This window comes from Aeromonas sp. s13, assembly GCF_040907905.1.
Classification (GTDB): Bacteria; Pseudomonadota; Gammaproteobacteria; order Enterobacterales; family Aeromonadaceae; genus Aeromonas; species Aeromonas veronii.
The window spans coordinates 124,533-140,343 of the sequence record NZ_JBFOCS010000037.1; the positions used below are offsets into that span (position 1 = coordinate 124,533).

The following is a 15,811-nucleotide window of genomic DNA, read 5'->3' on the forward strand; positions in this document are numbered from 1 at the left end:
CTGTTATCTGTGTGATCGGGAATATCGCAATAAAAGGCGCTACTCCCGTTCCTTCACATAGGGGGTGCCGAGCGCCTTCGGCGCCACCGCACGGCCGATAAAACCGGCCAGCAGGAACACGGTCAGAATGTAGGGCAGTGCCTCGATGGCCTGCACCGGAATGGCGAAGCCACCGATGCTCACCCCTTGCAGCCGGATAGCGACCGCATCAAGGAAGCCGAACAGCAGACAGGCGGCCATGGCATTCCAAGGACGCCACTTGCCGAACACCAGCGCCGCCAGCGCCATAAAGCCCTTGCCCGCACTCATGTTGGGGATGAACTGGGCCGTCTGGGCCACCGCCAGATAGGTGCCACCGATACCTGCCAGCAGACCGCCGATGAGGAGCGCGGTGTAGCGCATCCGCACCACAGAGATACCGGCGGTATCGACCGCTGCCGGTGCCTCGCCCACCGCCCGCAGACGCAGACCGAAGCGGGTACGGAACATCACCCACCAGGCCAGCGGCACACAGGCGAACGCCACGTACTCCAGCAGGGAGTGGCCGCTCAGCAGCTCGCTGTAGAGCTGGCCGATCACCGGCACATCCCACAGCTCCTTGGCATAGGGCAGATCGATGGGGGCGAAACGGGCATCACCGGAGAGTGCCGGGGTCTGGCCACCCTGATCGAACCAGTAACGGCCCAGGGTGACGGTCAGACCGGCCGCCAGAATGTTGATGGCCATGCCGCTCACCACCTGATCACCACGATGGGTGATGGTGGCAAAACCGTGCATCAGGGCAAACAGGATGGAGACTCCCACCCCGGCACCCAGACCTATCCAGGCGGAACCGGAGACAGCCGCCGCCGCACCACTGGCGAACGCTGCCGCCAGCAGTTTGCCTTCCAGCGCGATATTGACCACCCCGGAGCGCTCGCAAAACATGCCCGCCATGGCGGCCAGAATGAGCGGCGGCGCGGTACGAATGGTCGCATCCAGCATCAGGATCAGAATTTCAAACATGATCAGACTCCTTTAGCTTGTGCGGCTGAGCGGTTGGCAAACGCCAGATAGAGCTGCTCGATGCGCGGACGCATCATGTGCTCAAGGGCGCCACAGAACAGGATCACCAGACCCTGCAACACCACCACGATGTTGCGGTCGACACCGAACTCGAAGCTGAGCTCGGCGCCCCCCTGATAGAGGAAACCAAACAGCAGGCTGGCGATGATGACGCCGACCGGATGGTTGCGCCCCATCAGCGCCACCGCGATACCGGTGAAGCCGAACCCTTCCACGAAGTTGAGCTTGATCTGGTGCAGCTCACCCTGCAGCACGTTGAGGGCAAAGAAGCCCGACAGCATGCCGGAGATGACCATGGCCAGGATCACCACCTTGGGATAGGAGATACCGGCGTAGGCGGAGGCGCTCTGGCTGGCGCCGACCGAGCGGATCTCGTAACCCCAGCGGGTGTGCCAGATAAAGACCCACACCAGCGCCGCACAGATCAGCGCCCAGAAGAAGCTGATATTGAGGGGGCTGTTGGGGATATCCATCCCGAACAGGCTCGCCATCCCGCTCATCTTGGGCAGCCAGCTTGCCTCGGCAAACACCTTGCTCTCGGTCGCCATCGAACCGGGCGGCTTGAACACCTCCACCAGCAGATAGGCCATCAGCGAGGCGGCGATGAAGTTGAACATGATGGTGGTGATCACGATATGGCTGCCGCGCTTGGCTTGCAGCCAGGCCGGAATAAAAGCCCAGGCCGCACCGAACAGACCACCGGCAATGATGGAGAGCGGCAACAGCAGGGCAAACGGCAGCACATCGCCGAGCGTCAGACAGACCAGACCGACACCGAGCCCGCCGATATAGGCCTGACCTTCACCACCGATGTTGAATAGACCGGCGTGGAAAGCGACCGCCACCGACAGACCGGTAAAGATAAAGCCGGTTGCGTAGTAGAGGGTGAAGCCGACCCCTTCACCTGTGCCGAACGCGCCGTACCACATGATCTTGGCGGCATCGACCGGGTTGATGTCGAGGTAGTAGAACAGAATGGCCGATACCAGGAAGGCCAGCAGGATGTTGACCGCAGACAAGACGCCTACGGAGACCCAGGCAGGAATACGTACTTGGCTCATCAGTGGGCCTCCTTGGCTACTTCGTCCGGCACTATGTTCGCCATCATCAGGCCGATAGTGCGCTCATCCGCCTTGGCACCATCCAGCTCGCCGACGATGCGGCCATCGGCAATGACCAGAATGCGATCTGCGAGGCTCATGATCTCGTCCAGCTCCACCGAGACCAGCAGCACCGCCTTGCCCTTGTCGCGCATGGCGATGATCTGCTGGTGGATATACTCGATGGCGCCGATGTCGACCCCGCGGGTCGGCTGACCGATCAACAGCACATCCGGGTCCTGCTCCACTTCACGGGCGATCACCAGCTTCTGCTGGTTGCCACCGGAGAAGTTGGCGGTCTTGTGATCGGGATGGGGCGGGCGCACGTCCCACTTCTCCATCTTGGCCTGACAATCCTGCTGGATCGCCTCCTTGTTCTGCAGCCAACCCTTGTTGTATTGCGGGCGACGGTGATAGCCGAGAATGAAGGCCTCTTTCGCCTCGAAGCGGTTGATCAGCCCCATCTTGTGGCGATCTTCCGGCACATGGCCGAGGCCGTAGTTGCGCACCAGCTCGGGATCGGCCGGGTGCTCAGCGCTCACTTTGTGCACGCCGCTGCGGCTGCTGATGGTGAAGCCGCCCTTGCTCGGCTTGAGAATGCCGCCAAGCAGGCTGAGCAGTTCGGACTGACCGTTGCCGGAGACCCCTGCGATGCCGACCACTTCACCGGCCCGCACCTCGAAGCTGACCGATTTGACCCGCTCCACCTTGCTGGCGTCGAAATAGCTGAGCCCTTCGATCTTCAGCTTGGCTTCACCGGGTTGGGTTGGCCCCTTGTCGACCTTGAGGCGTACCTTGCGGCCCACCATCAGCTCGGCCAGTTGCTCCTTGTCGGTATCCCTGGTGGCGACGTGGGCCACCATCTCGCCACGGCGCATGATGGAGACCTGATCGGTAATGGCCAGGATCTCCCGCAGCTTGTGGGTGATGAGGATGATGGTCGCCCCCTGATCCCGCAGCTTTTTCAGCACCTCGAACAGGTGATCCGCCTCTTGCGGGGTCAGTACCCCGGTCGGCTCGTCGAGGATCAGGATGCGGGCGCCGCGATAGAGCGCCTTGAGTATTTCGACCCGCTGTTGCAAGCCAACTGGCAGATCTTCGACCTTCTCGTGCAGAGGCACGTCGAGGCCATAATCCCGCGCCAACTCGCCGAGCAGCTTCTCTGCCGACGCCACGCTCTGCTGAAGGTGCCAGCCATTTTCAGCACCGAGGATGACGTTTTCCAATACGGTAAAGTTATTGACCAGCATGAAGTGCTGGTGAACCATGCCCACCCCTGCGGCAATCGCATCTTGTGAGCCATGGGGTTTGAAAGGATTCCCGTCGATCAGCATCTCGCCTTTGTCGGCATGGTAGAAACCATAAATGATGCTCATCAGGGTGGACTTACCGGCGCCATTTTCGCCGACAATGCCGTGGATACTGCCTTTGCGAACCTTAAGGTCGATCAGCTTGTTGGCGTACACTTCGCCGAACCGCTTATCGATACCTCTTAATTCGATGGCATAGCGATCTGTCTGGTCCATGATGCAGCCCTGCGTTTCATGAAATAAGACTAAAAACCGGCCCGTGCGGGCCGGTGGTGCGTTGAGAGTCGTAGCAGCTATCTAATTAGTATTTGCAGGTGTTATCGCTCATGTAGTCATGAACCTTGACCTTGCCAGCGATGATTTCAGCCTTGATGGCATCTACCTTGGCTTTCATTTCCGGGGTGATCAGCTTCTCGTTGTCCTTGTCGAGTGCCCAATCCACACCACCTTCGGCCAGACCCAGGTTCTTGATACCCGGCTTCCACTCGCCTTTGGCAGCGTCATCCCAGGTCTGGTAAGCGGCCAGACCCACAGACTTGACCATGGAGGTCAGCATGGTGCCCGGTTGCAGGTGGTTCTGGTTGGAGTCCACCCCGATGGCGAACTTGCCGCTGTCCTTGGCTGCCTGATAGACACCGATACCGGTACCGCCAGCTGCGGCGTAAACCACGTCAGCGCCTTTGGCGAACTGGGACTTGGCCAGCTCGGCACCTTTGGCCGGGTCAGCAAACGCGGCCGGGGTAGAGCCCGCCATGTTCTGGAACACTTCGATCTTCGGATTGACGAACTTGGCACCCTGCTCGTAACCGCACTGGAATTTGCGGATCAGCGGGATATCCATGCCGCCCACGAAGCCGACCTTACCGCTCTTGGAAGCGATGGCAGCCAGCGCGCCCACCAGGAAGGAACCTTCATGCTCCTTGAAGATGACGGACTGGACGTTCGGCTTGTCGACCACCATGTCGATGATGGTGAACTGGGTTTTCGGGAATTCGGTCGCAACCTTCTCTACCGCAGAACCCATGTTGAAACCGACCGCCACGATCGGGCCGTTGCCACGGCTGGCCAGACGACGCAGACCCTGCTCGCGCTGGGCTTCGTTCTGGGGTTCAAACTCTTTGACCTTGACGCCCTTGTCCTTGTTGTAGAGCTCGACGCCGTTACGGAACACGGCTTCGTTGAATGATTTGTCATACTTGCCCGCGGTGTCATAAATGACGGCTGGCTCGGAAGCAGCCTGAGCAGAGAGAGCAGCGAGAGTGAGGGAGGCCACAGTGGCCAGCTTGAGCACTTTAGTCACGATCGTATCCTTGATTGTTATTAAGTGAGGGAACTTGCTTGCCTGTCAGAGCAGGCTATCTAGCACGCAGGCTTACTCTAAGTCAGCCCCGATGCGGGTCAAGCAAATGATAAGGGAAAAACGTTTGCGTTAACGGTTTGAATTCTAAGCAAATAACCTTATAAGCAGTTGTTTTTTAGCTACTTTTCAGTTTTTTATGCTAACAACCAAAAGACCCAAACGACATTTCTCTTATTGTTCAGCAAGTTACTGTAAACCGTTTTCCCCTGTTATTCATCCAGCCCCCCGGCAAGCCCGTGATCCGGCTCGCAAAATCCCCACAAACCGCGTGAGCAAGGATTGGCTACAGCTGGAAACGACCAAAGCTCACAGACCCTATCTCTAATACTCTCCAGTCAACATTCCCTAACCAACAATCAGCCCCCGCTTCCACTTTGTTGAGCAAGCTCACAATTCATATGAACTCGAGATCCAGATCAAGTTGAAAACCATATGAGCCCCTGTATGATGCCCGCCGCATAGATCTCAAATGAAACTAACAAAAACATCAATTGGGCTTCTTTTGCATCAATTCATGCCACCCATTCTGACTTCCTCAGCCAGGTGCCGGTGACATATGCATCGTTGTTTCAGGAAAATAAAAATGAAAAAAAATATTCTGGCTTTATCGGTTGTGACGGCGTTATCCAGCTTGGCGCTGGCAGGTTGTGGCGGTGGTGGCGACAGTGCCAGCACAGATAATGGCAATAACAGTGGCAATGGTGGAAACGCCACCAAACCAGCGTTGACTGCCACCTTTATTGATAGTGCGGTAGCCGGTTTGAACTACACCTGCGGCAATTACTCGGACGTCACGAACTCGCAAGGTCAGTTCCTCTTTAATGACGGTGACACCTGCACCTTCAAACTGGGCTCAATCCCGCTTGGGGAAACTCAGGTTAAAAAGGGCCAGACCCTGGTAACCCCATACACCATCGCCGAGAAAGGTGACAAAGATCGCGCCATTCGTATCGCTGCACTGCTGCAAACTATGGATGCTGACGGTGATGCAAGTAACGGGATTACTCTGAAAACAGAGGATGTGGTCAAGCTAGGCAACACTCTTCGTTTTGGCAACGATGATGAGTTTAACACCAGCCTGAATGAAGCCCTGAAACAGGCACAGCTCGACAAAAAAGTTGTTGATACAACAGCTGCCGCAGCACATATGAATGCCTCGCTGGCAGTGATTAATGGTCAATCAGTTGCTGTAGATAAAGTTCTGCGAAGCCTGCTCGAAGAAAGCCAAGATTGGCAAAAAACCAACTTTGAAAACAAACTGCGTGAATACAAGGATATCTTGAACGCAGAAACCGGCGATCAGGGCAAAGCCGATCGCGAGGTGGTCAAATCTGTCATTACCTTGATGGAAATCACCAATGACCCCATCGTCAGCAACCGCTTTGATATCCAGCCCCCTTCGGCTCTTGGCCAGGGATACCAGACCTCACTGGCTAAAATTCTGGATATCATCGTCAATCCATCCGATATGATCACTTTTGCTATCAAGGAGCAGCCCACCCAGACCGATGATATCTCTCGTCTAATGGGTAAGTATGCTCTAGAGCTGGAAAGTATCAGTAATATCTTGGCAAATATTGTCAAGCCTGATTATCTCGCAAAATATGGTGATGATGACAAGCTGACCCTGAATTTTGCCCAAGTGCAAGAGTTACGCGCAACGGCCCTGGCTATGTCATCGGCAATGAATGTGATCTCTGCATATCAATATGGCTCTGCCAGCCAGTTTAAAGTTGCTCAAGAAAATGTCACCTTTGACAAATTCAGTACCAAATACAACTGGATACCTGGTAATCCAGGTCAGTCTGAGCGTACAGTTACTTTTGGCACCGAGACTGTTGACGCAGAATATCTGAATATCAATATTCGCCCCGCCGAACTGCTAAAAGACAACAACTTCTTCAAGTTCAATTCGAACTATGGAACCCTACTGGCAAAAGCCAAAACGCAGCTGCAACAAGCCATCCAGCTGACGCTCGCCACATCGTTGCCAGAGTCAGACTCTGATTTGAACCGGGAGATGCTGAAAGACCTGCAAAAACACCTTACTGGCGACAAGAGCACAGTTGAACTCAACGACTATGTGTTGATCGATGATGAAGGTGAGTGGCTGGGCCAACATGTCGAGACCAAGTACACCGTCAACCTGAACAGCTACTTCTCGTCCGGTATCGACCGCGATGCAATAGACATTGGTGTGACGGAATATTGCAAATACAGAGGGGAGACGATTGGCGAATATGACGTTAATCTATCCAAAGCCCTAGACACCGCCATGTGTCACCTGACTGAATCTGAGGTTAAATACATTTATCAACAATTTGATACCCATCACTCATATTATCCATTTTATTTCCTTCGGGTAAGCCAGGAAATAAACCCTGAGACTGGCTATCCAGACTACACACCTCATTATGCCCAAGGCTTCCCAATGCGCTGGTTTGCAGATATCCGAGCAAAACAGGGTGGGAATTTTGGCAAGGTATTCGTCTCTTGTAAAGCTCGTCTACCTGCAGCCGGCCAAGAGTGGCAAGAGAAACCTTGTGATTGGCTGCTCTCCAACAGCCTTTCTGAATAATGATTAAAGGCATTATATTTATATGCCTGTTCACCCCGATGGCTAACGCCATCGGGGTTATTTCGCAATATTCAGATTTGCGGCAGTCTTATTTTGATGCTGATGGAAAATTCAAATACCGCATTACTGTCAAGAAATACAAAGAAGACTTTTCTGCGATCAAATCCGCCAATTGGCTAAGTCTGATGTCAATTAGCCGTTTGCAGAGTCAGAGCGTTTCTCTTGGCCAAGGAACATTTGAAACCTTATCAACCAATATTAGATTCACACATGGCACCTATAGTCGCGGTAACATTGTGTTATTCAATGCCTATGGTTGTAACCAGTCGAACTGTTTCTCCAGCCATGAAGTCCGCATTCGCCCAAGCGACCTTCAATTGCAAGCCGGACGAACCATGCTGTTTGATACCAATGGCCACGCGTTTGCACACAAACGCAGCTATCAACTCTCTCTTCGCTAACGCAACAGGTTAGCCATTCCATTCACATGGCCGTATAATCCCCGCCTGTATAAATAAACAGGAGTGGCGATGGACGTTTCAACCCTGCTCGACGGGCTCAACGACAAGCAAAGAGATGCCGTTGCGGCGCCCCGCAGCAACCTGCTGGTGCTGGCCGGTGCCGGTTCGGGCAAGACCCGGGTGCTGGTGCACCGTATCGCCTGGCTGATGCAGGTGGAACGCTGTTCACCCTTCTCCATCATCGCGGTCACCTTTACCAACAAGGCGGCGGCCGAGATGCGCGGCCGGGTCGAAAAAGTGATCGGCGACGGCGTGCGCGGCATGTGGATCGGCACCTTCCACGGTATCGCCCACCGCCTGCTTCGGGCCCACCATCTGGATGCAGGCTTGCCGCAGGATTTCCAGATCCTCGACTCCGACGACCAGTACCGCCTCATCCGCCGGGTGCTCAAGGCGCTCAACCTCGACGAGAAGCACTGGGCCCCCCGCGCCGTGATGGGCTACATCAACGGCAAGAAGGACGAGGGGCTGCGCCCCGGCGACATCGACCTCTATGGCGACCCTGTCACCCGCACCTATCAGCAGATCTACAAGACCTATCAGGAGACCTGCGATCGCTCCGGTCTGGTGGACTTCGCAGAACTCTTGCTGCGCGCCCACGAGCTGTGGCTCAACAAGCCGCACATCCTCGAGCACTACCGCGACCGCTTCCAGAACATCCTGGTGGACGAGTTTCAGGATACCAACGGCATCCAGTACGCCTGGCTGCGGATGCTGGCGGGCAACAGCGGCAAGGTGATGATCGTCGGCGACGATGACCAGTCCATCTACGGCTGGCGCGGCGCCAAGATCGAGAACATCCAGCGCTTCCTGACCGACTATCAGGGCGCCGAGACCATCCGCCTCGAGCAGAACTACCGCTCCACCGCCAATATCCTCAAAGCGGCCAACAGCGTCATCGCCAACAACGCCGAGCGCCTTGGCAAGGAGCTGTGGACCGAAGGGGCCGAGGGCGAGCCGATTTCGCTGTATGCCGCCTTCAACGAGGTGGACGAAGCCCGCTTCGTGGTCGGCCGTCTCAAGGATTGGAAGGAAAAGGGCGGCCTCTTGGCCGACTGCGCCATCCTCTATCGCTCCAACGCCCAATCGCGGGTGCTGGAAGAGGCGCTGATGCAGGACGCCATGCCCTATCGCATCTACGGCGGCCTGCGCTTCTTCGAGCGGCAAGAGATCAAGGACGCCATGGCCTACCTGCGTCTTATCAACAACCGTGGCGACGACGCCAGCTTCGAGCGGGTGGTCAACACCCCGACTCGCGGCATCGGCGATCGCACCCTCGAGATCCTGCGCGGCAACGCCCGCGATCAGGGGCTCAACCTGTGGCAATCGGCCAAAGCACTGCTCAATGACAAGGTGCTGACCGGTCGCGCCGGTAACGCGGTGCGCGGCTTTGTCGATCTGATCGACGCGCTGGAGGAGCAGGTCTCCCTGCTGCCGCTGCACCAGCAGGCGGATATCGCCATCCAGAACTCCGGCCTCAAGGCGATGTATCTGGCGGAAAAAGGCGAGAAATCCCAGGCGCGGGTAGAGAACCTGGACGAACTGGTCACCGCCTGCCGCCAGTACCAGCGCCCGGACGAGCTGGAGGATATGAGCGATCTCTCCGCCTTCCTCGCCCATGCGGCGCTGGAATCCGGCGAGAATCAGGCGGACGAATATGCCGATGCGGTGCAGCTGATGACCTTGCACAGCGCCAAGGGGCTGGAGTTCCCGCTGGTGCTGCTGGTCGGTGTCGAAGAGGGCATGTTCCCCAGCCAGCAATCCACCGAGGAGTCGGGCCGGCTGGAGGAGGAGCGCCGCCTCTGTTACGTTGGCATGACCCGCGCCATGGAGAAGCTCTACATCTGTTATGCCGAGAGCCGCCGCATCTATGGCCGCGAGATGTTCCACAAGCCGAGCCGCTTTATCCGCGAGATGCCCGCCGAGTGTCTGGAAGAGATCCGGCTGCGCACTCAGGTCAGCCGCCCCACCCAGTACGGCCGCTTTAGCCAGAACGAGGTGCAGCAGAGCTTCGACGCCAGCGGCATCAAGCTCGGCCAGCGGGTGCTCCATCCGAAATTCGGGGAAGGGGTGGTACTCAACTTCGAAGGGGTCGGCCAGCAGAGCCGGGTGCAGATCCAGTTCGATGAGGTCGGCGCCAAGTGGCTGGTGACGGCCTATGCCAGATTGGAAGCGCTCTGATTTTTCCCGCCTTTTGATACAACCAACCCGGCTTAGGCCGGGTTGATTTTATCTATCGCTTTAGTAATGCAGTCGTCCGAATGGGCTTCAAGGTTCACAACAGCTCTAGTTACCATGCAATCAAACACAAAAGAAAACGTTTTCCTGAAAAAAAACAGCAAAAAACCTTCTTTGTTGTGCCTAATTGTGCTTGTATCAACATACTGACTTCGCAGCAACACGTATAAGAATATTGGAGAGGGAGATTGGCATGTTATTGACATTTGCAATAACAAACTACAAAGGCTTTCGAGATAAACAAGAATTTAATCTTGTCGCTACTTCAGGGAGTGAATCTTTAGAACATGTATATGAAACTGACAGCGCATTAAAAATTAATAAATGTGCATGCCTTGTAGGCCCTAATGGTTCAGGCAAAACTCACCTACTCGAAGCCTTACATACATTCACAACAGCAATTAAAAGCCCAGAAAAAGTCGGCGATGCACATGCACCATTTATGTTGGATTCATCTAGTTTTGAAAAGCCGACAGAATATGAAGTGTTACTCTTTGATACCACAAACAATCGGTTTATTAACTACGGCTTCTCCATATTCAGGGGTAATGTAATAAAAGAATTCTTATTTTCCAGAAATAATAAGAAATCATCTAAAAGCCAAACAGTTTTTGTTAGAGAAGACGGCTCTATTAAATTTACTGCAAGATATAAATCTCTTGAGACTTTACTGTCTGGCACTCTGAGTCAATCAGGATTAATTGCCAACTACGCCCAATCACTAAAAAATGATGTGCTGAGCCATCTCTATAATTGGGCAAAAAATTTGTGCATGTTCAGACCAAGTTTATATCATAAAAACTCATTGAAAGGTATTGAGGAAATCTTAGATAGTAGCACTGGTGATACAAGTGCCAGCTATACAAAATTTTGGAATAGGCAGCTAACTAAAGCATCATCAATGCTCGCCTCACTATCCATTCCCGTTAACAAGCTATCTGTTAAAAGAGATCATGAAGGTAAAGCGAAATTATTCATTAGCCATAAGAGAAATGACGGAAAACCATATGATCTATCAATTGACGATGCATCCGATTTTTTCTCTAAAGGAAGTTTTGCCATAATAATCATGGTGATCTTCTTTTTGATTACAGATTTACCGGATGAAGATATTACTTTTATTGTCGATGAGTATGATGGCTCTCTTCATCATAAGCTTTCATTAGAGATGATGTCTTTATTATTTAAGGCTAGCAGTAAAATACGTCAGACAATTATTGCCACTCACGATATATTGCTGTTAGATAGTGGTTTTAGACGCGATTCAATATTCTTCGTGGAGAAGAGTGATGACTTTTCAAGTCACATAAGTAGACTATCAGACTTTCCTATCAGGAAAGACGCCAAAATATCTAACAAATATTTAAGCTCTGAATTTGGAGCACTTCCAAAATTACTCAGTGGATCTTGAAGGTAAGGAGTTGTCGCATAAAATGCCTAATTTGATCGATTTGGTTGGTTCTTTTGACAACTCGGAAAGCCCACGCCAATCTCTATATTCGATAGAAAAATTAAGGGATAAAATAAAATCTACTAACAAGGTAGTTTTTTTTACTGGCGCTGGATTTTCTAAGGCGTGGAGTGAATCCTACCCAGCGGGGTTTGAGCTATTTAGCATTGCTGATGTCAGTGATCGTAATTATAACTTTTTTTATTTTGCTAAAGAAATGGGAATATTATTTCCCGAGCGAGAAGACTTTGACGATGACTATGCTTTTTCTAAAGCATGCTATGAATTTTTTAAAAGCATAAAGTTTCACTTGGATATTTATAATAGATACCCTAGTCTAATGGCATCTTTTTTAGATAGAACAACAATCTTTGCTCTCGAAAGAGAGATAATTGATTTTATTAAAGCACGATTTTCTAGTTTTGTCGGTGAGTCAGAATTAACACCAGATCGTCCAGCAGATAGCGAGCTCAGTGCGCAAGCTAAAAATCTTATTGAGTTCTTTAACTCATTTATTAGTGAAGATAAAGAAGTTAGTTTTGTAACAACAAACTATGATTTTGTCATTGAGAAAATCCTCGATTCAAAAAACAGAGATGACATATGTCTCAATCGAGGATTAATAAATCTTATCGATTTCTCTGCAAAGAGATGGACAAAAAACAGAGTCAGTTTATTCAAAATAAATGGCGGCTTTGAGATTGATGGATGCAATGACTCAATTAACATCAACTATTCATTTGCTAATTCTAAATCTAATATCATTCTTCCATCACAAGAACAAAACTATGATAGCAAATATTTCAAAAGTGTATTTTTGAAATCAGCTAGTAAGCTACGAGATGCGAATTTACTTGTGTTCATTGGCTACTCACTTCCTACTGAAGATCACACGATAAGGTTTCTTTTAAAGAATTTCATTGATTCTAGGCATACTGACAAAGAAATTATTGTGGTTGGACGCTCAGCCTCTTCAGCAAAGAGAATCAGAGACAATGTTGCTCTTTTATATCCTCAATTAGAGAGTGAAGAAGCTATATTCGTTCTTGATGGCTCATTTAATGAACTTGTGAAAGAAAAAATATGACAATAATCAACTATTCGGTAGTCATTACATTTCGGTAAATAGATAGAGAGAATCAAAAACCCGGCCGCCAGATGGGGCGCGGTGGCCGGGTGAATTGTAAAGAGTAGGGTGACAGAGAAAGGGATCAGCCTAGTCTAATCAACTCGATGGGGGCGTAGCGCTCACCGGAGTTTGCCAGCAGCACGCACTTCTCATGCTCCGCCTGATAGGGGGTCATATTGTCGGTGTGGGCCTCTTTCAGAAAATCGACTGCGCCGGTGGCGGCAATCATGACGCGCTGACCCAGGTTCAGCACATTGCGGTTACGGTCATAGATCTTCATCTCATTCTCCTTTTCTTGTGTCCTGGCGGATGCGCAGGCGCGTGTCCAGGACAACGGCATTCAGCCTACGCCCCTGAAAAAAGGTGATTTATGTCACAGATCAAAAAAGGGGCGATAAGGGACTCGCAGGTTCAAAAAGCGAGCAGGGCTGCTTGGCCAGCGGCTGTCGCGCGAAGTAGCGCAGCCCTGCCCTTTTCATCGTAGCGGGCTCGAACCCGGCAGCGGTTGGGGTATATTGGTGGCCGATTAGCCAGTCTCATTCACCGTGGCCGCGCAAGCGGGCCGCTGTTTCAACAAGATGGAGAGTGCTCATGAATCGCGATATCACCGCCCAGTTCATCAAGATGCTGACCAACCTCGACCACTGTCTGGCCAAGGCCGAGGCCCACGCCGCGGCGAAGCAGTTCAACGTGGAGAACTTCTTCGGCGAGCGGCTGATCGTCGATATGCTGCCGCTGTCCAAGCAGGTGCTGATCTGCTGCGATTCGGCCCGCGCCGTGGTCGCCACCGCCAGCCACAGCGAGCTGCCGACTATGGGCGATGAGCCCAAAACCATCGCTGATCTGCGCGCCCATATCGGCAAGACCATCAGCTATCTGCAAGGCAAGCTGGAGGCGGACTACAGCCAGTACGCCAGCGGCCGTTACGTGCCCCACTGGGCGGGCGGCAAGGGGATGGATGGCCATACCTGCGTCCATGAGTACGGCATTCCCAACTTCTACTTCCACCTCACCATGGCCTACGCCCTGCTGCGCCGCGCCGGGGTCGATCTTGGCAAGCGCGACTATCTGGGCGGGCTCAACCTGCAATAAACGCTGCACGCCACAGGCGGCAAACAGATAGCAAAAGCCTGCCACGCGGCAGGCTTTTTTATATCGGGTGGTGCAGGGCTGGTGCGCAGAAGAGCTGCGCCCTAGAAGGGGCCGTTGCTCTCGCGCAGCTTGTCGGGCAGGCCGTCGTGATCCCCCAGCTCGCGCTCGGGCACATCATCCCAGTGCAGTTTGCCGAGGGTGATATTGCGCTCGGGGTGCGCGGCGTAGTGGATGCGGTTGTCCTCCCGATCCGTGTCGCCAATGCAGAGCAGGCGGACGATCTCCTCGGTGTTGTTGATAAAGGCGTGGGCCAGCCCGTCACCGGCCTTGAAGCCGACCGAGTCGCCCGGTTGCAGCCGATAGAGCACGCCATCGAGCCAGACATCCGGCGTCCCTTCCAGCACGTGGACAAACTCGTCTTCAGTCTTCTCGGCATGGGGCCAGCTGGTGCGATGGCCGGGCTCGACGATCTCGTGGTGAATGCCGATGCGGCTAAAACCGAAGTGCTTGCCGAGGGCGCAGCCGCGAGAAAGGGGCTCCTGACTGCCGGAGTAGTAGCGCGCTGTCTGCTCTTGCAGCTCGCTCCAGTGTTTGATGCAGGGGTGGCGATTCATAGTGGTTCCTTTTCCATGAGGATGCAGTCACGGGAAGGGTCATCCTGACTGTCAGAATGCGGGGAGAAAAGCAGAAATTTTCTGGTCAGATGAGCCCCTCTGACGAGGGGCTCAACAAGCAGAAATTACTTGGCCTTGACGCAAGGCAAGGGAGGAAGCTCGCCCTGTGCAGCCGTGCGGGTCATCTGGTAGTTGCCGGCAAGATCCCGATAGACACGGGTGTTCCACACCTCTCCGTTGTCGAGCTGGAACTCGATGTCGTAGTTGACCCCGGAGACCACCTGGCTGCGCACCTCGCGGATGCTCTGCAGTTTAGCGGCCGTGTTCATGCGAGCCAGCACGCTGGCCAGCGCAGCCTCTCCTTCAGCATTGGGCAACGGCTGACTCTGCCAGCCACCCGCCATCGGTGCACACTCAGGCGTGGGTGACGAGGTGCTGCAGGCACTCAACAGGCCAGCAACAAGGATGGGTAACAACACGCGTTTCATATCATTTTCTCCTGCCTGCAAAATGACCACCTTATCAACATCTTGCCATTATTGCAGCCCAAAAGGCTCCCGCTGCGCCCCGCTTGGACGCACCAATCGATCAGCGCCCCAGATTATCCGCCAGCTGTTTGGCGCGGCTGGCCGCCCACTGGTCGATCATCTTCTCCATCTCCTCGGCGGTGATGGGCGAATCCTTGTGGGTGGTATCCGGAGTCTCGCGGGCATCCATCACCCGCACCAGCAGCTTGCCACTCCGGGAGTCGAGCAGCTGGGCCATGCTGCCCACCTTGAGCAGGTAAGGCTCCTTGCCGATCACTTCGCGGGTGACGTTGATGGCGATCTTGGCGGGCAGCAGGTCACGCAGCTTGGGGTCGGGGCGGGTCAGGTCGAAGTTGGTGACGGCGGCCTGGATCCGCATCACTTTCGGGCCTGGGGCGGTGGCGATCTTGACGCCCTGCTTGATCAGCTCGCTCTGGAACTTGTCGTGGTAATAGCGGCCAATCTGGTTCTGTTCATTGGCGGTCAGCAGATACCACTGACCATTCTCCTGCCGGATAAACTGCAGCGGATCGAGCAGCACTTCATTGTATTGGCGCAGGTCAACGCCCGGCTCCTTGTAGACGCGCTGATTGGGGTTGCTCTCGCTCTGCTGGAAGGCTGTCAGCGGGATCGCCTGCAAGCTGTGGGATACCTGATTCTTGACGGCGCAGCCACCCAGAAGGGCCGCAGCCACGGCAACCATCACGACCTTTTTCATATTTGCTCCTGCATTTTACTGTTTGTTTTTGCTGTGGATTTCGCACCACATGGCTGGAGAACCCGTGCCGGATGCCGCCAATCTCACAGAGAAATAACCTATTCATCAC

At 53.6% G+C, this 15,811-nt stretch carries 14 protein-coding genes; 6 read left to right on the forward strand and 8 right to left on the reverse strand.

The features are described from left to right. Window positions 1-39: 39 nt before the first annotated feature. The 4 genes from AB5Y82_RS06220 to AB5Y82_RS06235 form a co-directional block, all read right to left on the reverse strand. Window positions 40-1,005 (reverse strand): ABC transporter permease, encoded by a 966-nt coding sequence (locus AB5Y82_RS06220; RefSeq protein ID WP_021230728.1) that lies wholly within the window; start codon window positions 1,003-1,005, stop codon window positions 40-42. A gap of 2 nt (window positions 1,006-1,007) precedes the next feature. Further along, a complete protein-coding gene (locus AB5Y82_RS06225) occupies window positions 1,008-2,126 on the reverse strand; it encodes an ABC transporter permease (protein WP_042656568.1) in 1,119 nt (372 codons plus the stop codon). Continuing rightward, window positions 2,126-3,691, reverse strand: a complete 1,566-nt coding sequence (locus AB5Y82_RS06230) for an ABC transporter ATP-binding protein (protein WP_106844240.1) — start codon at window positions 3,689-3,691, stop codon at window positions 2,126-2,128. Before AB5Y82_RS06230 ends, AB5Y82_RS06225 begins: the two co-directional genes overlap by 1 nt. Before the next feature lie 85 nt (window positions 3,692-3,776). Then, window positions 3,777-4,775 carry a BMP family protein gene (locus AB5Y82_RS06235; RefSeq protein ID WP_005340803.1) on the reverse strand — a complete coding sequence of 333 codons (999 nt, stop codon included), beginning with the start codon at window positions 4,773-4,775 and terminating at the stop codon, window positions 3,777-3,779. A 643-nt stretch (window positions 4,776-5,418) separates the two neighbouring features. Here AB5Y82_RS06235 and AB5Y82_RS06240 point away from each other — a divergent pair. From AB5Y82_RS06240 to AB5Y82_RS06260, 5 genes are all read left to right on the forward strand, one after another. Next, window positions 5,419-7,413 (forward strand): hypothetical protein, encoded by a 1,995-nt coding sequence (locus AB5Y82_RS06240; RefSeq protein ID WP_106844241.1) that lies wholly within the window; start codon window positions 5,419-5,421, stop codon window positions 7,411-7,413. Window positions 7,414-7,451: 38 nt separating this feature from the next. Continuing rightward, window positions 7,452-7,874 (forward strand): hypothetical protein, encoded by a 423-nt coding sequence (locus AB5Y82_RS06245; RefSeq protein WP_146142133.1) that lies wholly within the window; start codon window positions 7,452-7,454, stop codon window positions 7,872-7,874. A gap of 69 nt (window positions 7,875-7,943) precedes the next feature. Further along, window positions 7,944-10,115, forward strand: a complete 2,172-nt coding sequence (uvrD, locus tag AB5Y82_RS06250) for a DNA helicase II (protein ID WP_167573774.1) — start codon at window positions 7,944-7,946, stop codon at window positions 10,113-10,115. A gap of 250 nt (window positions 10,116-10,365) precedes the next feature. Then, window positions 10,366-11,583 carry an ATP/GTP-binding protein gene (locus tag AB5Y82_RS06255; RefSeq protein ID WP_368173771.1) on the forward strand — a complete coding sequence of 406 codons (1,218 nt, stop codon included), beginning with the start codon at window positions 10,366-10,368 and terminating at the stop codon, window positions 11,581-11,583. Between the two features lie 22 nt (window positions 11,584-11,605). Continuing rightward, window positions 11,606-12,709: an SIR2 family protein gene (locus tag AB5Y82_RS06260; protein ID WP_368173772.1), complete on the forward strand. Its 1,104-nt coding sequence runs from the start codon at window positions 11,606-11,608 to the stop codon at window positions 12,707-12,709. 124 nt (window positions 12,710-12,833) lie between these two features. On the opposite strand, the gene ydfZ is transcribed toward AB5Y82_RS06260, so the two are convergent. After that, a complete protein-coding gene (gene ydfZ / locus AB5Y82_RS06265; RefSeq protein WP_005342516.1) occupies window positions 12,834-13,031 on the reverse strand; it encodes a putative selenium delivery protein YdfZ in 198 nt (65 codons plus the stop codon). A 311-nt stretch (window positions 13,032-13,342) separates the two neighbouring features. On the opposite strand from ydfZ, the gene AB5Y82_RS06270 reads away from it, so the two are divergent. Further along, the gene (locus AB5Y82_RS06270) at window positions 13,343-13,843 is read left to right on the forward strand and encodes a DUF1993 domain-containing protein (RefSeq protein WP_139442355.1); all 501 of its coding nucleotides are present in this window, start codon (window positions 13,343-13,345) and stop codon (window positions 13,841-13,843) included. 101 nt (window positions 13,844-13,944) lie between these two features. Here AB5Y82_RS06270 and AB5Y82_RS06275 read toward each other — a convergent pair whose 3' ends face one another. The 3 genes from AB5Y82_RS06275 to AB5Y82_RS06285 form a co-directional block, all read right to left on the reverse strand. After that, window positions 13,945-14,457, reverse strand: coding sequence for a cupin domain-containing protein (locus AB5Y82_RS06275; RefSeq protein WP_368173773.1), 513 nt, complete (start codon window positions 14,455-14,457; stop codon window positions 13,945-13,947). Between the two features lie 125 nt (window positions 14,458-14,582). Further along, the gene (locus tag AB5Y82_RS06280) at window positions 14,583-14,945 is read right to left on the reverse strand and encodes a cystatin domain-containing protein (RefSeq protein ID WP_026034886.1); all 363 of its coding nucleotides are present in this window, start codon (window positions 14,943-14,945) and stop codon (window positions 14,583-14,585) included. Between the two features lie 100 nt (window positions 14,946-15,045). Beyond that, window positions 15,046-15,702: a DUF3313 domain-containing protein gene (locus AB5Y82_RS06285; protein ID WP_181269786.1), complete on the reverse strand. Its 657-nt coding sequence runs from the start codon at window positions 15,700-15,702 to the stop codon at window positions 15,046-15,048. Window positions 15,703-15,811: the final 109 nt, after the last annotated feature.